The organism is Gardnerella massiliensis (assembly GCF_003408845.1).
In the GTDB taxonomy this organism is placed as follows: Bacteria; Actinomycetota; Actinomycetes; order Actinomycetales; family Bifidobacteriaceae; genus Bifidobacterium; species Bifidobacterium vaginale_H.
The window spans coordinates 308,368-325,028 of sequence record NZ_LRTV01000001.1 but is presented as its reverse complement, the minus strand read 5'-3'; the positions used below and the strand labels follow the sequence as shown (position 1 = coordinate 325,028).

At 44.7% G+C, this 16,661-nt stretch carries 19 protein-coding genes; 17 read left to right on the top strand and 2 right to left on the bottom strand.

The features are described from left to right. Positions 1 to 305 precede the first annotated feature (305 nt). The 17 genes from AXE77_RS01270 (at position 306) to AXE77_RS06605 (ending at position 15,208) form a co-directional block, all read left to right on the top strand. Positions 306 to 1,436, top strand: a complete 1,131-nt coding sequence (locus AXE77_RS01270; RefSeq protein WP_116711761.1) for a GuaB3 family IMP dehydrogenase-related protein — start codon at positions 306 to 308, stop codon at positions 1,434 to 1,436. 255 nt (positions 1,437 to 1,691) lie between these two features. Next, entirely contained in the window at positions 1,692 to 3,731 is a 2,040-nt protein-coding gene (locus AXE77_RS01265; RefSeq protein ID WP_116711760.1) for an AMP-dependent synthetase/ligase, read from the top strand. A gap of 43 nt (positions 3,732 to 3,774) precedes the next feature. Further along, complete coding sequence (locus tag AXE77_RS01260; RefSeq protein WP_116711759.1) at positions 3,775 to 4,260, top strand: peptide deformylase; 486 nt, start codon at positions 3,775 to 3,777, stop codon at positions 4,258 to 4,260. A gap of 296 nt (positions 4,261 to 4,556) precedes the next feature. After that, on the top strand, positions 4,557 to 5,375 hold the full coding sequence (gene rpsB / locus AXE77_RS01250) for a 30S ribosomal protein S2 (protein WP_116711757.1): 819 nt from the start codon (positions 4,557 to 4,559) through the stop codon (positions 5,373 to 5,375). A 104-nt stretch (positions 5,376 to 5,479) separates the two neighbouring features. After that, positions 5,480 to 6,331, top strand: a complete 852-nt coding sequence (tsf, locus tag AXE77_RS01245) for a translation elongation factor Ts (RefSeq protein ID WP_116711756.1) — start codon at positions 5,480 to 5,482, stop codon at positions 6,329 to 6,331. Positions 6,332 to 6,509: 178 nt separating this feature from the next. Continuing rightward, complete coding sequence (gene pyrH / locus AXE77_RS01240; RefSeq protein WP_116711755.1) at positions 6,510 to 7,259, top strand: UMP kinase; 750 nt, start codon at positions 6,510 to 6,512, stop codon at positions 7,257 to 7,259. 127 nt (positions 7,260 to 7,386) lie between these two features. After that, complete coding sequence (gene frr / locus AXE77_RS01235) at positions 7,387 to 7,941, top strand: ribosome recycling factor (RefSeq protein WP_116711754.1); 555 nt, start codon at positions 7,387 to 7,389, stop codon at positions 7,939 to 7,941. 31 nt (positions 7,942 to 7,972) lie between these two features. After that, the gene (locus AXE77_RS01230) at positions 7,973 to 8,998 is read left to right on the top strand and encodes a phosphatidate cytidylyltransferase (protein ID WP_116711753.1); all 1,026 of its coding nucleotides are present in this window, start codon (positions 7,973 to 7,975) and stop codon (positions 8,996 to 8,998) included. Between the two features lie 38 nt (positions 8,999 to 9,036). Next, positions 9,037 to 9,963: a prolipoprotein diacylglyceryl transferase gene (gene lgt, locus AXE77_RS01225; protein WP_116711752.1), complete on the top strand. Its 927-nt coding sequence runs from the start codon at positions 9,037 to 9,039 to the stop codon at positions 9,961 to 9,963. Positions 9,964 to 10,029: 66 nt separating this feature from the next. Then, positions 10,030 to 10,695 carry a ribulose-phosphate 3-epimerase gene (gene rpe / locus AXE77_RS01220; protein ID WP_116711751.1) on the top strand — a complete coding sequence of 222 codons (666 nt, stop codon included), beginning with the start codon at positions 10,030 to 10,032 and terminating at the stop codon, positions 10,693 to 10,695. 144 nt (positions 10,696 to 10,839) lie between these two features. Beyond that, complete coding sequence (locus AXE77_RS01215; protein ID WP_116711750.1) at positions 10,840 to 11,445, top strand: CDP-alcohol phosphatidyltransferase family protein; 606 nt, start codon at positions 10,840 to 10,842, stop codon at positions 11,443 to 11,445. A gap of 21 nt (positions 11,446 to 11,466) precedes the next feature. After that, a complete protein-coding gene (locus AXE77_RS01210; protein WP_116711749.1) occupies positions 11,467 to 12,522 on the top strand; it encodes a DUF881 domain-containing protein in 1,056 nt (351 codons plus the stop codon). A 2-nt stretch (positions 12,523 to 12,524) separates the two neighbouring features. Continuing rightward, on the top strand, positions 12,525 to 12,857 hold the full coding sequence (locus AXE77_RS01205; RefSeq protein ID WP_116711748.1) for a small basic family protein: 333 nt from the start codon (positions 12,525 to 12,527) through the stop codon (positions 12,855 to 12,857). Positions 12,858 to 12,859: 2 nt separating this feature from the next. Further along, positions 12,860 to 13,696, top strand: coding sequence for a DUF881 domain-containing protein (locus AXE77_RS01200; protein ID WP_116711747.1), 837 nt, complete (start codon positions 12,860 to 12,862; stop codon positions 13,694 to 13,696). Positions 13,697 to 13,714: 18 nt separating this feature from the next. After that, positions 13,715 to 14,158, top strand: coding sequence for an FHA domain-containing protein (locus AXE77_RS01195; RefSeq protein ID WP_116711746.1), 444 nt, complete (start codon positions 13,715 to 13,717; stop codon positions 14,156 to 14,158). Continuing rightward, a complete protein-coding gene (locus AXE77_RS01190) occupies positions 14,133 to 14,741 on the top strand; it encodes a MerR family transcriptional regulator (RefSeq protein ID WP_116711745.1) in 609 nt (202 codons plus the stop codon). The genes AXE77_RS01195 and AXE77_RS01190 overlap by 26 nt, the downstream gene beginning before the upstream one ends. Positions 14,742 to 14,944: 203 nt before the next feature. After that, positions 14,945 to 15,208 carry a hypothetical protein gene (locus tag AXE77_RS06605; protein WP_165846020.1) on the top strand — a complete coding sequence of 88 codons (264 nt, stop codon included), beginning with the start codon at positions 14,945 to 14,947 and terminating at the stop codon, positions 15,206 to 15,208. 341 nt (positions 15,209 to 15,549) lie between these two features. Here AXE77_RS06605 and AXE77_RS01180 read toward each other — a convergent pair whose 3' ends face one another. Further along, positions 15,550 to 16,287: an HAD hydrolase-like protein gene (locus tag AXE77_RS01180; protein WP_240612612.1), complete on the bottom strand. Its 738-nt coding sequence runs from the start codon at positions 16,285 to 16,287 to the stop codon at positions 15,550 to 15,552. Next, positions 16,280 to 16,627, bottom strand: coding sequence for an RNA polymerase-binding protein RbpA (locus tag AXE77_RS01175; RefSeq protein ID WP_116711743.1), 348 nt, complete (start codon positions 16,625 to 16,627; stop codon positions 16,280 to 16,282). The genes AXE77_RS01180 and AXE77_RS01175 overlap by 8 nt, the downstream gene beginning before the upstream one ends. Positions 16,628 to 16,661: the final 34 nt, after the last annotated feature.

The window sequence follows — 16,661 nt, the reverse complement described above, 5'->3', positions numbered from 1 at the left end:
GATAATTTACAAAATATTTGCTTTTTTCGTTGAAAATAAACGCTTTAAGGTGTGTTGAATTATACACATTACGGTTTTGCTCAATTGTTGATATGTGTATAACAATTCACATCGTTGGGTATCTTTGGATAGCGTTGGGTATCTTTGGGTATCTTTGGGTAGCGTGGGGTAGCGTAGTGTAGCGTCACACGTCAGTGCCGCTTTTGCAATCTTCTGCCGTAGCCTCCGTTGCGTTTCGCAATTATTAATTTTTCGTATTATTGCGACACAACATTTCGTCAGCATAAGGAACTAGCCTAGTAAGTATGTCTCAAGAAATTGAAATTGGATTGGGCAAGAAAGCCCGCGTTGCATATTCGCTTGACGATATTGCTATTGTTCCTTCGCGCCGCTCGCGCGATCCGCAAGCTGTATCTACTGCCTGGCAGATAGACGCTTATACGTTTGACATTCCAGTTATTGCCGCTCCAATGGATTCGGTGACGAGTCCGGATACTGCTATTGCTATAGGTCAAATGGGCGGCCTGGGTGTGCTCGATTTGGAAGGTTTGTGGACTCGCTATGAGAATCCAGAACCATTGTTGAAAGAAATATCCGAGCTTCCGGCACAAACGGCAACGCAACGTATTCAGGAAATATATGCTGAACCGATTAAGCCAGAATTGATTGCCAAGCGATTGCACACCATTCGTAATGCTGGCGTCACTGTAGCCGCAGCTCTTTCGCCGCAACGAACCCAAGAGTTTTACAATACTGTAATCGAAGCCGGAGTTGACTTATTCGTGATTCGCGGTACGGCAGTGTCTGCAGAGCATGTTTCGAAAGACCATGAGCCGCTCGATTTGAAAAAGTTTATTTACGATTTGGATGTGCCAGTTATTGTCGGCGGATGCGCTGATTACACCTCAGCATTGCATCTGATGCGAACGGGCGCTGCGGGTATTCTCGTCGGTTTTGGCGGCGGAGCAGTGTCTTCAACTATGAATACGTTAGGCGTGCAAGCGCCGCTGGCTACTGCAATCGCTGATGTTGCTGAAGCTCGCCGCGATTACATGGATGAATCCGGTGGACGTTACGTTCAAATCATTGCCGACGGTGGCATGGGTAATTCTGGCAGCTTTATTAAAGCTCTTGCCATGGGTGCGGATGCTGTTATGTTGGGCACGCCATTAGCGCGAGCGACTGAAGCTCCAGGACGCGGAACTCATTGGGGAGCTGAAGCGCGACATTCCACACTTCCACGTGGTATGCGTTCTCATGTTGGCACTGTTGCTCCTCTGGAGAATATTCTCTTTGGGCCAAGCCACGAAGCGGACGGAACCACCAACTTTATTGGCGCATTGCGACGCACTATGGCTTCTACCGGTTACGTAGATGTAAAAAGCTTCCAGCGTTGTAGCGTTGTGTTTAACCCATTCCATCAGGATATTCGTTAACGCTATGTGCTAGCACTGTGGGCACAAATAGATGCGGTTCAGTACGTTACGTACTGGACCGTTTCTTGTAGGGTTATATTGCGATATTTGCGATTATTACGCTGTTGCGTAGGCTATTTGACGGTTTAGTTGCTCGGGTTTGTAGATTTTTTAATTTCGCGTTTTACTTGCGTTGTTCATATTTAACAAGATTAACTATCAATTTTTGTACTTGATGCGTTCGTGTCGATTCGCTTATCAAGTACAATAATGAGTATGCTCCGAGAATTTTCAGTAGAAGCCATTCACCCAACTCAAGATGGTGATACCATTTTTTCATTGCTTGCTAACCGTGCAGTGCGCGATCCTCGAGGTCTTATTGCGCAATGGCAGGATGATGACACAAGACAATGGCACGATGTTACTGCTGCCGAAATGCTTGCCAAAGTTCGTGCTGTAGCGCGTGGACTTATTGCGCTTGGCGTACAGCATGGATCAAAAGTTGTGATTTACTCCGCTACCTGTTATGAGTGGGGTATTGCTGACTTTGCGTGTGCTGCAATAGGTGCTGTTACTATTCCTATTTACGAAACCGATTCAGCGTTGCAGGCAGCGGATATTATTGACGAAGTTAAGCCAATTATTGCTTTTGCTGGTGACGATGCTCACGCTCAATGTTTGGAACGTGTAAGGCACGACAATAAAAAGATTACGCTTAAATCTATATTCAACTTTAAAAATGGTGGACTTGACGCTCTTATTGATTTCGGCAAATCGACTACTGACGAAGAATTAGAGCATTCTATTGCTGCTGTACGAGCTGATGATTTGGCTACTATCGTGTACACTTCAGGTTCTACTGGTAGACCAAAGGGCGCTATGCTTTCCAATCGTAACTTTACGCATATTGTGTATGCTGGCTACGATGTTCTTAACGATATGCTTTATAAGCCAAGCCGTTTGCTACTCTTCCTTCCTTTAGCTCACTGCTTTGCTCGTTATATCCAGTATGTTGCTATTGGTGCGCATGGTGTTATCGGCTATGTTCCTAACGCTAAGCATTTACTTGCAGATTTGCGTAGTTTTAAGCCAACGTATTTGCTTGGTGTGCCTCGAGTTTTTGAAAAAGTGTATAATGCTGCGTCGCAGAAAGCTGGCGCAGGTATTCGAGGTCGTATTTTTGCTAGGGCTGTTCAACACTTTATTCATTGGTCTCGCGACAATGTCGACGGTAAAGCACACTCGCTTGCGTCTCGCGTGAATCATGCCATGTATATGCGCACTGTTGGTTCTTCCATCCGCTCCGCTTTAGGTCCAAATCTTGCGTGGCTTGCGTGCGGAGGTGCACCTATCAACGCTGACTTAGCGCACTTCTTCAACGGTCTTGATGGTATTACGTTTATTCAGGGCTATGGCATGACGGAAACGGCTGCTCCTTGCGTAGTTAATTTTGAGCATGCAAATCAAGTCGGTTCTGTTGGTCGCCCTGGTCCTGGTATTACTATTCGTCTTGCCAACGATGACGAGGTACTGATTAAGGGCCCTAACGTTTTTATGGGTTACTTTAATAGGCCTGAGCTTACCGATGAGGTTATTGACGAAAATGGTTGGCTGCATTCTGGCGATCTTGGTGAAATTGATGACGAAGGTTTCCTTTCTATTACTGGTCGTAAGAAGGATATTATTATTACGGCAGGCGGAAAGAATATTAGCCCAGCACCTATGGAGAGCATTATTGCTCAATGCCCTCTAGTTTCGCATGCTGTTGTTGTAGGAGATGGTAAACCGTTCGTATCTGCTCTTATTGAATTGGATCCAGATATGGTTAAATCCTGGCTTAAAAATAAGGGTATGGATGTGAACCTTCCTATGAGCGAAATTGCCAATAATGAGGCTGTTCGTTCAGTGGTTCAACAATTTATAGATCAAGCTAATAGTACGGTGTCTCGCGCTGAGTCTGTTCGTAAATTTGTTATTTTACAAGATGAATTTACGCAAGAATCTGGTACTCTTACGCCGAGTATGAAAATTGTTCGTCCTAAGATTCTTAACCGTTACGCTGATATTATTGAGACTCAATTGTATGCGCCAAAGCCTAATACTCGTCCGCTTCCGGCGACTGTAAAGTTTCTCGATAAAACAACCGAAACGGTAAAGCAGGCTCAGGAGACGGTGAAGCAGGCGCAAGAAGCAGTAACTCCGCGAGTGCGTCAGGCGTTTGATCAGGCCGCGACTCATTTGAAGCGTTTTGGTGAGGAATCATCGCCTGAAAATGCGGAAACGTCGCGTGACGATGATAACACGATACGTGATTAAAGTGACTGTCTCAAAATACGTTATGTTTGTGAATGGAGTATGAGTGAGTATTAGAAAGATTCGCGTTGTGCCGGATCCTGTGTTGCGTACGCCGTGTGAGGAAATTCGTGAGATTACTCCAGCCGTTAAGCATTTAGTGGAAGATTTGCTAGAAACGGTGAATGATCCAGGACGTGCCGGCTTGTCTGCTAACCAGATTGGTGTGAGCTTAAGAGCTTTTTCCTACAATATTGACGGTCGTATTGGTTACGTGTTGAATCCTGTGTTGGAAACGATGAGTGGCGAACAATACGACGACGAAGGGTGTCTTTCAGTTCCAGGTTTATGGTACAAAACTCGCAGAGCGAATTATGCGCGCGTTCGTGGCATCGATTTGGATGGCAAAACTGTGGTGCTTGAAGGCGAAGGTCTTATGGCTCGCATGTTGCAGCATGAGTGCGATCATTTAGATGGACATATTTATTTAGATCGCCTTGAGAAGGATGTCCGTCGTCAAGCGTTGCGTGAATTGCGCAATAGTGCAGTCTGACAACGAAGAGTGCGTTTAAGTAGCGTATGATATCGGTATTTTCTGTTGTTTATTTGGCAGAAAATACCGATTTTTTAGTATTAAGTATCTGATATACTTATTCCTTGCGTGTCTATTTTGAGCATGAGTACAGTCGCGTTATCTGATTGCTCGCTTGTTATTGTCTATTGAGATGCGCAAATACGCGCCATGTACGCGTCCGTTCGTGTCGGTCGGCTTGGATTTAGACATGTGTCAGCCAAGTTGCATGCGAACAGACATGGCCAGGCAAGAACCGACAAGAAAGGTATAAAGATATGGCACAGATTACCATGAGCGAAATGCTGAAGGCTGGTTTGCACTTCGGTCATCAGACTCGTCGCTGGAACCCAAAGATGAAGCAATTCATCCTTACTCAGCGCAATGGTATTCATATCATCAATTTGTTCAAGTCGCTCGACATGATCGACAAGGCTTACGATTTCATCAAGCAGACTGTTGCTCACAACGGCACTGTGCTTTTTGTTGGCACTAAGAAGCAGGCTCAGGAAGCTGTACAGAACCAGGCTACTCGCGTGAACATGCCTTACGTGTGCGAACGTTGGCTTGGCGGTATGTTGACGAACTTCCAGACTGTTTCTACTCGCGTGAAGCGCCTCAAGGAACTTGAAGAGATGGACTTCACCGACGTTCGTGGCTCCGGCTTGACCAAGAAGGAACTTTTGCTTCTTGAGCGTGAGAAGGATAAGCTTTCGAAGCAGCTCGGTGGTATTCGTAATATGAACCGTACTCCTTCCGCCATGTTCGTTGTTGACATCAACAAGGAAGCTTTGGCCGTTGAAGAGGCTCATAAGCTCGGTATCCCAGTGGTAGCAATTGTTGATACCAACACTGATCCTGAAGCTGTTGAGTACCCAATTCCAGCTAACGATGACGCTATTCGTGGCGTTGAATTGTTGACCAGCTTGATGGCTGACGCTGTAGCTGCTGGTTTGCTTGAGCACGCTGGCAAGGGCGCTAAGTCCGAAGGTGCTGAAGCTCAGCCAATGGCTGCTTGGGAGAAGGAATTGCTTACCAAGGATGACGAAGCTGAAGCTAAGCCAGCCGAGGAAGAAAACACTGAGGCCCAGGCCTGATAAGCTAATTTGCAACCAGATTCTTGAGTAAGGCTGTGTGAGTTTCTTACTGAATGAATTTCTAACAGCTTTACTCAGAATCGTTTTGATACGAGGAGAACAAAATGGCAGCAATTACTGCAGCGTTGATTAAGCAGGTGCGTGAAGAAACTGGCGCCGGCATGATGGACGTTAAGAAAGCTCTTACTGAAGCTGAAGGCGACGTTGCCCGCGCTAAGGAAATCATCCGCGCTAAGGGTATTCAGGCCGCTGGTAAGCGTGAAGGCCGTAAGGCTCAGGAAGGCACCATCGCTTCTAAGGTTGTTAAGTCTGCTGAAGGCGAAACTGGTTACGCAGTTGAGTTGAATTCCGAAACTGACTTTGTGGCAAAGACCCCTAAGTTCGTGGAATTCTCCAACACTGTTCTTGACCATGCTGTTGAGGCTTCTGCTTCTACTACTGAAGAAGTACTTGCAGCACCAGCTGATGGCGCAACCGTTAAGGAAGCTGTTGAAGAAGCAGCAGCTTTGTTCGGTGAGCACGTCAAGGTCGGTCAGGTTGCTAAGGTAAGCGGTCCACACGTTGAGATTTATGCTCACAAGAAGTCCGTGGAATTGCCTCCAAGCATTGTTTCCATGATTGCTACTGACGAAGCTGGCGCAAAGGTTGCTCACGAAGCAGCTTTGCAGATTTCCGCTATGGGTGCTCAGTGGCTTCGTCGCGAAGATGTTCCAGAAGAAGTTTTGGAATCTGAGCGTCGCGTTGCTACCGAGAAGTCCTTGGCTGAAGGCAAGCCAGAGAAGATTGTTCCAAAGATTGTTGAAGGCCGCATGAACGCCTTCTTCAAGGAAACTGTGCTTCTTGAGCAGGCTTACGTTAAGGATCCTTCCAAGAGCGTTGGCGACTTGTTCAAGGAAGTTGGCGGTACCGCTTTTGCCTTTGCTCGTCTTGAGGTTGGCAAGGGTGCTGCTGAATAAGCATCGCTTATGCTGAGAATCGATTCTGATTCCTAAATTGTTGGGCTGTGTGCATTTCTGTACGCAGCCCATTTTCATATTTATTTGCTAGTTTAATTTGTGCGTTTTGAGTGTCGCGATTTATAGATAAACTAGCAAAGATATACTTGCATTCGCCGTGATGACTGGAGGAATCTGTATGGCTATTGCACAAGCGGAGGAAAGCAAGTCCCGTAGGGTTTTATTGAAGCTTTCAGGTGAGGCATTTGGCGGTGGCGCTGTCGGTATTGATACCCATGTTATTCGCAGAATTGCTGGAGAAATCGTGACTGCAGTGCATGAAGGCGTTCAAGTTGCTATTGTTGTTGGCGGTGGCAATTTCTTTAGGGGAGCGGAGTTACAACAAGCCGGTATCGATCGTAGTCGTGGCGATTACATGGGTATGTTAGGCACTGTTATGAATTGCTTAGCTCTTCAAGATTTTCTTGAACAGGCTGGTCAAGCAACTCGCGTACAAACTGCTATTACGATGGGACAAGTTGCTGAACCTTACATTCCATTGAAAGCAATACGTCATCTTGAAAAGGGACGTGTGGTTATTTTTGGTGCTGGTGCTGGTATGCCTTACTTCTCTACGGACACTGTTTCTATTCAACGTTCTTTGGAAATTCATTGCGACGAAGTTTTGATGGGTAAAAATGGCGTTGATGGTGTCTATAGTGCTGATCCTCGCAAGGATTCGTCAGCTAAAAAGTTCTTGACATTAAATTATCAGCGTGCCCTTGTTGATGGTTTAGCTGTTATGGATGCTTCGGCTCTTTCTATGGCTCGTGATAATAAACAAAAGATTCGCGTGTTTGGATTAGAGGGTGAAGGTAACGTAACTCGTGCTCTTGTTGGAGATCCTATTGGCACGTTAGTGTCTGATATGGAGCCAACGTTTGCATAACATCGTTTCCTAGCTTACTGCCGTTCATACGCAAGCGTTGAGTGTGAACACAACTTGCATGGTGTCATGTTAGTTTAGTCTAGGTATCTGTTGAATAAATTGTAAAGGAACATACAAAGGAGAACACATGTCAGCAATCATTGATCAGGCGAAAGAGCAAATGAACAAGTCTGTTGAAGCTACGAAAGAGAACTTCATGGGTATTCGCACTGGTCGTGCTAATCCTGCTCTGTTAAACGGTATTATGGTTGATTATTATGGTGCACCAACTCCAATTAAGGCTGTAGCTTCTATCGGTGTCCCAGAGCCTCGAACCCTTTCGGTAACTCCTTTTGATGCTTCTCAGGCTAATGCTGTTGAAAAAGCTATTCGTGATTCTGACTTGGGCGTAAGTCCTAATCGCGACGGTAACGTAATTCGCGTGACTATGCCTGAACTCACTGAGGAACGCCGTAAGGAATACGTTAAGCTTGCTAAGAATAAGGCTGAAGAAGGCAAGGTTGCGGTTCGCAATATTCGTCGCAAAGCCAAGGAATCTATTGATAAGTCAGTAAAAGACGGTGATCTTGGTGAGGATGAAGGTGACCGTTTGCAAAAGGAGCTTGATAAGCTCACTAAGCAAATTACTGATTCTTTAGATGTTTTGTTGGAAGGCAAGCAAAAAGAAATTATGGAAGTCTGATTCTCGTAGTTTCAATCTGAATGGGTGTCGTATGAGTCAACAAAATGAGCATGATTTTGCCAATGAAGTCAATAAATCGAGTGCTGACCATGTTGTGAAGGCAACTAAGTCAACTTTTGATGAAGCACATTCTTACGGCACCCATGAAGCTTTAACCGATATTAACCGTAGAACCGGTCGTAATATGCCACAGGCTGTTGCCACAGCAGCTGTTCTGGTTGTTGCTATTGTAGCGTGTCTTCTCATTAGCGTTGACGTTTTTGTGGTGCTGATGGCTGTTTTTATGGTGTTAGCGTTGTGGGAGTTGCATGTTGATTTTGCAACTCTTGGGTTACACATACCTTTTGTAACGTTGTCGTTGTGTTCGTTAGTTACTATTTTTTCCACCTACTACGCGAAATGGCATGCTGTAGCAATGGCAAGTGGTATTACAGCTTCTTTGCTGCTCACGGTAATTTGCGCAACGTTGAGTAGTAATCTTTCCGTACGCACTATGAATGCTGTTGAGAAGAAGCTCCAGGGTTCTTCAAGTTGCGAGTATGAGCATACTCCTTTCACCAACATGGCTGCTTCACTGTTTGTACTTTTGTATATTCCGCTATTAGCATCCTGTATTGTACTTGCTTTAACTAATACGCGATATGCTGTTGCTCATGCCATGTTGCTTGTATTCCTGCCGGCGTTAAGTGATACAGGTGGCCTGTTTGCGGGCGCTTGGCTTGGTAAGCATAAGCTTTCTCCTCGTATATCTCCTAAGAAGTCTGTTGAAGGACTGCTTGGTTCTATGCTTTTTGCTGTTGTTGGGGCTTATGCGATTGTTGCAGGTTTCTACGGTTTTGCTTGGTTGAGTTGTTGGTGGATGCCTTTAGTTATGGGTATTGCTTCTGGCATTGTTGGTACTTTTGGTGATTTATGCGCTTCGATGTTGAAGCGAGATATAGGCATTAAAGACATGGGACATTTGTTGAAAGGCCACGGAGGTGTTCTCGACAGGGTGGATTCTATTTTGCTTTGCGGTCCTGTGTTGCTTGTGCTATTAAATATTGCGCATCTTTAGACTTCGCGCAATCTGGGGTTTCGACTAAAATCGTCCCCATGACAGTCTGTTTTATTCCTTCCCCGAGCATTTCACAGTTGTCGCTTGGGCCTATTCATATAAAGTTTTATGCGCTTTCCATTCTTGCTGGGATTTTAGTCGCAATGTGGATTACTGCACGTCGTTGGAAGCGCGTAGGCGGTAGTTTTGACCAGATTTTAGATACAGTATTGTTGAGTCTTCCTTGCGGAATTATTGGTGCACGTTTGTATCATGTAGTCACTACTCCTGAGAAATTTTTTGGCGCCCACGGTGATTTCTTTGAAATTTTCCGAGTATGGAACGGTGGCCTAGGGATTTGGGGAGGCATACTGTTGGGGTCGTTAGCAGCATGTGCTTGGTGCGCACACCGCAAATATCCTATCGGTTTATTAGCTGATTGTGCGGCTCCAGCTGTGCTTATTGCTCAAGGAATTGGCAGACTTGGCAATTGGTTTAATCAGGAACTTTATGGTGCTCCAACAACGCTGCCGTGGGGTTTGAAATTGAATTATGCTGCCACCCAGGCGATTGGGCATAGCGAACGCTGTTATGACGGTTTAACTTGTCCTGCCGGGACGCTTTTCCACCCAACATTTTTGTACGAAATGTTGTGGAATTTCGTTGGAGCGGCACTGCTTATTGGTTTTGGTAAGGTGCTTACTAGCAAATTGCAAGCCGGATCTTTGTTTATTCTTTACGTTATGTGGTATACCGCTGGAAGAGTATGGATTGAAGCGTTGCGAATTGATTTTTCGCACGTTTTCTTGGGTGTTCGCATCAACGTGTGGGTTTCTTTGGTGGTCTTTATTCTTGCCGCTATAAGTTTTGCGTTACTTCAGCGCAGTAAAAATAGTAGGAATACGCTTACGGAACGTCTTATTGATATTACTGCCGACGAACGGGAACGAGAATCTCAGAGTCGGGCGCAATCTGCGAGTAAGTAGAGGCAATAAAAAGTATTGTTTATATTTTGACTATGCTAGTCGCTTGCCTTTCTTAGAATGGAACACATGGATATACAAATAGCACCTAGTATTCTTTCCGCGGATTTTTGCAATCTCGAGCGTGATCTCGATGCCATTGCTAACGCGGATCTCGTTCACGTTGACGTGATGGATCATCATTTTGTACCGAATTTGACGCTTGGCGAGCCAATTGTTAAGCGTATTTGTGAGGTGACTCAGCTTCCGGTTGACGTTCACCTTATGATTGAGGACCCGGATCGTTGGGCTCCAGAGTATGCGAAGCTTGGAGCCGCGTCGGTAAGCTTCCACATGGGAGCTACGCATGCTCCTGTCCGCTTGGCTCGTCAGCTGCGTGACATGGGTTGTAAGGCTTGCTTTGCAGTGCGTCCTGCGGAGCCTGTGGAGCCAATTTTCGATATTCTCGACGAGTTTGACATGGTTCTTATTATGACTGTTGAGCCAGGTTTTGGTGGCCAAAAGTTCTTAAGCAATCAAATGAATAAAGTTCGTCGTTTGCGCGATGAGATTACGCGTCGCGGTTTGAATACTCATATTCAGGTAGATGGCGGCGTTAGCCCTTCCACTGCTGCAACGGTTGCTGAAGCTGGTGCGGATGTGCTGGTTGCAGGGTCTGCGGTGTATGGGGCTGAGAGTCCAGCTGCGGCTATTGAAGCTATTCGCAATACTGCACAGGCTGCTTGGAGAGCGTAGGATGTGATTAATTGGGGGCATGAATATGTCCCCGATTTATTAGCAGGTTGTGCGCGCTTACCGACTTTTGCTCACTGATGCGTTAGATTTTTAAGAGTTAGTCTGATTTAATTTGATAGAACGGTATGAAGTTAGGAAGATGATATGACTAAGTTCGTGGTAAGTCAGGAATATAGTCCGGAAGCGATGAATCGTGTCATAACAGTGCCTAACGCTATCAGTTTTCTTCGTATATGCTCAATTCCGTATCTTGCTTGGCTAATTACTCAGCACTACATGGTTGTTGCGTTGGTGGTTTTAGCCATTTCTGCTTTTTCTGATTGCGTGGACGGCTATATTGCTCGTCGTTGGAATCAGGTGAGTAAACTTGGTCAAATTCTTGACCCTATAGCAGATCGTTTGCTTATTGTTTGTAGCACGTTGGCTTTAGCTATTGCGGCGATTATACCGTGGTGGGCTTTGGCACTGGTTATATTGCGCGATGCAGTTATGGCAGTGTTGGTTGTGATTCTCGCACAGTATGATTACGGTCCTTTGCCGGTTAATTTTGTGGGCAAAGCTGGTACGGCGTTGCTTATGCTTGCAATAGTTATGCTTATGATTGTGTACGCTGTAGCTTCTGAATCAATGTTTATGGTGTATGCTGCAGCCCTTGCTTGTGGAGTATGGGGTATTGGATTGTATTGGTATGCTGGGTTGTTGTATCTTAAGCAGGCTTGTAAATTACTTGCTCGCGTTGCGAAAGCATAAATTTGAGTACTGTAGGTTTACATGACGAAACAGAGTACACTCCACAGCATTTCCGATAGTGCAAAGGATAGAGATAGTGCGGATGGTCATACTTCAGTAAGCGATATGCCTGTGTCTTTTGAGGTTTCGGCAGGCATCGCGTTGTCGCGTAGGCGTGCACTTTTTTCTGATTCGTTTAAGTGGCTTGATGCGCACCACGTTTCTATGAATTCTTCTCACAGCTTTGTTAATCATCACGATCGTCGTCGGTACATTGACGATTATGCGCTGCGTCTTATTGATGATTTAACAAATCGTCCTGTTGATCCTTTGTTTATGGATGCGCGCTTGAGTAAGCAGCCTGTTAAGCCGCTTAATCGTTGGATTACGCGTATTATCGTATTCTTAATTTGTATCGCTATTGGTACCGTTGGCAGCCAGTTTGTGCGAAAGTTGCATACAGATCCTCGCAAAGCAATTCGTACTTCTTTAGCAAATGAATTAACCGGGTATACGAACAGGTTTGATAATTTGGTGAAGGAAGTAACGCTGTTGCGTAACAGCGTAGATCATGAGTCAGATCGTATTACCACCCCTGAGGAAGATCAGGTGAGTAAATCGGATGATATGATTAACGGCACGCGTAGCGTTGAAGGTTCAGGCGTAACCTTAACTATTGCTAATCCTCTTTCTGCTGCTACCGATAGCAATAGTGCTTCGCTTCCGCGTGAGGCGAGCGCTGCTCGCATGCGCGTTATTACAGATCGCGATATTCAAATGTTTGTGTCGGTTTTGTGGGAAGCTGGCGCTGAGGCGATTGCTGTTAATGGTCACCGCATTGGTGCTCAGACTTCTATTCGCATTGCGGGGCAGACAATACTGGTTGGTGTTAATCAAACTCAGAGCCCTTATGTTATTGAAGCAATTGGCGATACAGGTGAGTTACTAAAAGTGTTTAATATGTTGAAGCGCTGCCGTTGGTATGCTGCTTTGGTTAATGCGGGCATTAATCCGCAAATTTCATCTTCGCGCGTTATACGATTATCCGCGGCGAGTACTGGCGATATTAATTTTGCTAGTGAAAGAGGGAGGAAATAAACATGGCGGCAATTCTGGGATTGATTCTGGGAGCATTGATTGGCATCGTGGTACATCCTGATATTCCTATTGTGATCCAGCCTTATCTGCCAATTATGGTGGTTGCAGCGTTAGATGCGTTGCTTGGTGCGGCGCGAGCATATTGTGAACGAAACTTTTCGGATAAAGTTTTTGTTATTTCCTTCTTTTCTAACGTAATTGCAGCAACATTGCTGGTGTTGCTAGGAAATCAGCTCGGCGTTGGCGCGCAATTGCAGACTGCTGTAATTGTTGTGCTCGGCATTCGTATTTTCTCGAATGTTTCAGCGATTCGTCGCTTTATCTTTAGGAGTTAAATATGGTTCCTCCATTGTCTCATGCTCCAAAAGGTGACGATATTATTCGTAAGTTGCGTCGTCAGCATGCTAAAGATCGTGAAAGTGATGAGACTCAAACTGGTTCTTTTCCGGCTGTGCGACGCAAATCAAAGCCTTCTCTTAGCGGTCATACGACGCGCGCGCGTATTTTTACCGGTCTACTTATGATGCTTTTGTGTGCTCTTCTTGGTTTCGCTTATATGATTCAGGTCAATCGTAGTACTTCGCTGTTGTATGAGACTATGAGTGAAGAAGAATTAACTCGACTTATTACTGAAACGCATGCGCAAATCCAAAGTTTGGAGCGTCGAAAAGGTGAGCTTACTGGTCAGCTTAATTCTTTGAGAGAGGCAGTTGATAAGCAGCAAGAAGCTCGGCGTATTGCCAATCAAAATGCTCAAACTAACGGTATTATTTCTGGACGTCTTCCTGCTGTTGGTAAAGGAATTATTATTCACATTACCGATGGGGAGAAGGAAAATATTGACGCTGCTACTATGTTTCAGCTTATAGAAGAATTGCGCAATGCTGGAGTAGAAGTGATGTCTATTAACGATGTTCGTATTGTGACTTCAAGTTACATTGCACAAACTAAGCAAGGTCTTGAGTGTGATGGTGTGACGATTGATCCTCCTTACATTGTTAAGGCAATTGGCGATCCGCAAAATTTGCAAAATGCGGTTAATATTGCTGGTGGCGTGGGATCGCGTCTGAAGATTAAATTTGGTGCATACGTGCATGTGTCTGTGCTGGATGAGGTAGAAATTAATACGACACGCGAACCAAAACAGTATGAGTATGCCAAACCGGTCGAGTAACAAGGTAGAATAGCAAGTATGACTGAACCGATTCCTACTGCTGGTGAAACCACTATTATTGGTATGCCAGCTATTAATATTCCGATGAATACTACTTCAGATCGTCCGTTGCAGCAGGATGATTTTGAGACTATAGCAAAATTGTTGCCTGGAACTGCTTTGTTGATTTCAACCAGGGGAGCGGTGTCCGGTTCTCGTTACCTTCTTGACGAGGATGTGGTATCAGTTGGCCGTGATTCTCGCGCTGATATTTTGCTTGACGACTCCACTGTTTCGCGTGCGCATGCTGTTTTTAAACGTAATGGCAATGTTTTTAGCATTGTTGATGCTGGTAGTTTGAATGGTACTTATGTCAATCGTAAACGTGTCGATGAGTCTGTGTTGCATAATGGCGATGAGATTATGATTGGCAAGTTCCGATTGGTATTCTTCGCTCATGACGCAGTCACCACAGTTCGTTAGTGCTGACGACGCGATACAGGGGGAGTTATTTAGTTTTTCACTTTCTGCTGATTACGCTCGTGGGTATCGCGGTAGTGTTGCTATAAAGGTTGCCGGCATTACGTACCGGCAACTTGATTATTGGGCGCGCAAAAGCATTGTAGAGCCGTCGATTCATCCTTCTAATGGTTCTGGTTCTCGTCGCTTATATTCTTTTAAGGATATTGCGATTATGGCGGTTGCAAAGAGGCTGCTTGATGCTGGCGTCAATTTAGTGAATGTGACGACTGCAATTATTTTTCTTAATCGTCATTCAATTGAGCGGCTGAAACAGATGACTATTATTTGTGATGGGCAGACTGTGCAGGAGTGCGACGATAATCAGGAAAATATGCGGCGTATGCTTGCCTCCGGGTTAGCGGTGTTTGCTATTGCTGTTGGTCATATTGTTGCTCGCGTAGAAGAAGATTTGACTCTCGAAACTGCTGCGTATGACACTACAAGTCAGATTGAGTCTCATGCTGATCAACAATCGTTGAAATTATTGCAATCGCAGACGCGTAGTAGTGATACTTGGAACCTTGTTCAAGAAACTTGGGGATAGTAATGCTAGGTAGTGTTTTTGGGTTTGCTGGTTGTGTTGTTGTGCTGGTAGTCGCGTTTTGGTTGTCTGCAGTAGTCTTATTTACTTATAGTTTATTTATTTCGTTGAGTATTTTATTAAGGAATCGGGCAATTGTTGCTGCTGTATTGCGTAAAGAGCGCGAGTGCTTTGGTAGTTCAGTGCGTGATTCTGTTCATATAATAATGCGCGATAAATCAAAGTATGAGGCTGTAAAGGTTCCATGGAGTGCTGTTATTGCACATTGTTGCGGATTGCCTTGTGCAATGCTGTCTTACATGGTTTTGCATATTGCTAAAGATTATGAGATTGTTTCGTTGAGCGCGCGAAATTTGTTTAGCATTTGTTATGTGCCGTCGGCATATATTGTTATCAGCTTCATTATGGTTAATCTTGCTGTGTTGACAGCTCAGTCATATATTGCATTTCTTGCTGGATTAGACGATTAAAGACATGTAGGGAATTTTTAACATATTTTTGCGCAGTTTTTTGGTTGTGTGAGGGAATAGTATTGAGGTTCCTCTCGTTATTTCAACATACGTAATCTGACATAACGTACATTATCGGATAAATCTAATATGTATGTAACCAACCAAAATAGCTTAAAGCGATTATTTCTTTACAGTCACGTACAGAAAATAACGAAATATCGCCAAAAAGTGATAGTCACTTTACAGTCACGTACAGAAAATAACGAAATATCGCCAAAAAACGACGGTTACTTTACGGTCATGTAAAGAAACTAACGAAATTAAGTCAAAATAACGTATGCACACGAAATTTGGGACTGTTAAGCAAAATATTCCGAAACTGCTGTGCTCAATTCGCTTACGCAATCGATAATTCTGTACGAACCATGCTCTGCAAGCTCGCCAGGCTCAGCATAACCCCAAGCACATCCTAAGCAATCTAATCCACACTCTTTAGCACCATCCGCGTCAGTCCAACGGTCGCCAACCATAAGCGCTTTGTCGCCTTTAGCTGAATCATATCCAATTTCATCAAAAACGTATCGAATGACCTGGGCCTTAGTAATACGAGACATATCGCGACTTGCGCCATAAATGCCATCAATAAGCGTTGTCAAGCCGAAATAATCGCAGATTGGCTTCACTTGATACTCAGGCTTACATGACGCTGTAGCTAAATAAAAACCAGCGTTACGCAATGCTATAAGCTGCTCAGGAATACCCTCATAAACTTTGTTAAGTAAACAACCCGGAATTTTCTTACCCGGATGATTTGGATCGTCAAAAACAGCCTCTTCAGAATAATACTTACGATATAAAGCAAGACCATCCTGCAACAATTCAGCTGGCACATGGTTACGCTGAAAAGACTCCATAATCGAAGGTCCAATAAAACGTTGCATTTCCGCATCGTCTGGAATTGGTTGCTGCAACTTGCGCAAAGCAATTTTTGCACAAGCTATAATACCGGCATCAGATTGAGTGAGTGTACCATCAAGATCAAGCAATACAATACGTCGTGCGTTCATATTGCTTAAAACTGCTGAGTCTTCACTCATAATCAGGAATCCAACCTTCGTGATGCATCTTCAAACGCTTATCAAGTAACGTCTTCAACTCTTCTTCGCTACGACGTTCCAGTAGCATATCCCAGTGCGTACGCGACGGCTTATTAAAATCGTCGTCAGGACGATCGTCGTCACCTTCACGGTGCGCAATCGTACCGCAGCGGCATTCCCATTCTTCAGGGATTTCAGCACCTTGAGCAAAAGGAAGAATAGTACGATGACCTTTCGGACACACGTAAGCAATATCGTTTCGAGCTGCAAAATCCACATTATCGTCAGACTCTAACGATTTAGCCCCAATACTCATACCGCGTAAACTGCGTTCTGCCATAGTATCTCCTTACATAGTACCTTATAAAAGTTAT

Coding starts and splice junctions, on each gene's coding strand:
- AXE77_RS01270 (WP_116711761.1), top strand. CDS start 306: ATGTCTCAAGAAATTGAAATTGGATTGGGCAAGAAAGCCCGCGTTGCA.
- AXE77_RS01265 (WP_116711760.1), top strand. CDS start 1,692: ATGCTCCGAGAATTTTCAGTAGAAGCCATTCACCCAACTCAAGATGGT.
- rpsB (WP_116711757.1), top strand. CDS start 4,557: ATGGCACAGATTACCATGAGCGAAATGCTGAAGGCTGGTTTGCACTTC.
- tsf (WP_116711756.1), top strand. CDS start 5,480: ATGGCAGCAATTACTGCAGCGTTGATTAAGCAGGTGCGTGAAGAAACT.
- pyrH (WP_116711755.1), top strand. CDS start 6,510: ATGGCTATTGCACAAGCGGAGGAAAGCAAGTCCCGTAGGGTTTTATTG.
- frr (WP_116711754.1), top strand. CDS start 7,387: ATGTCAGCAATCATTGATCAGGCGAAAGAGCAAATGAACAAGTCTGTT.
- AXE77_RS01230 (WP_116711753.1), top strand. CDS start 7,973: ATGAGTCAACAAAATGAGCATGATTTTGCCAATGAAGTCAATAAATCG.
- lgt (WP_116711752.1), top strand. CDS start 9,037: ATGACAGTCTGTTTTATTCCTTCCCCGAGCATTTCACAGTTGTCGCTT.
- rpe (WP_116711751.1), top strand. CDS start 10,030: ATGGATATACAAATAGCACCTAGTATTCTTTCCGCGGATTTTTGCAAT.
- AXE77_RS01215 (WP_116711750.1), top strand. CDS start 10,840: ATGACTAAGTTCGTGGTAAGTCAGGAATATAGTCCGGAAGCGATGAAT.
- AXE77_RS01210 (WP_116711749.1), top strand. CDS start 11,467: ATGACGAAACAGAGTACACTCCACAGCATTTCCGATAGTGCAAAGGAT.
- AXE77_RS01205 (WP_116711748.1), top strand. CDS start 12,525: ATGGCGGCAATTCTGGGATTGATTCTGGGAGCATTGATTGGCATCGTG.
- AXE77_RS01200 (WP_116711747.1), top strand. CDS start 12,860: ATGGTTCCTCCATTGTCTCATGCTCCAAAAGGTGACGATATTATTCGT.
- AXE77_RS01195 (WP_116711746.1), top strand. CDS start 13,715: ATGACTGAACCGATTCCTACTGCTGGTGAAACCACTATTATTGGTATG.
- AXE77_RS01190 (WP_116711745.1), top strand. CDS start 14,133: ATGACGCAGTCACCACAGTTCGTTAGTGCTGACGACGCGATACAGGGG.
- AXE77_RS06605 (WP_165846020.1), top strand. CDS start 14,945: ATGCGCGATAAATCAAAGTATGAGGCTGTAAAGGTTCCATGGAGTGCT.
- AXE77_RS01180 (WP_240612612.1), bottom strand. CDS start 16,287: ATGAGTGAAGACTCAGCAGTTTTAAGCAATATGAACGCACGACGTATT.
- AXE77_RS01175 (WP_116711743.1), bottom strand. CDS start 16,627: ATGGCAGAACGCAGTTTACGCGGTATGAGTATTGGGGCTAAATCGTTA.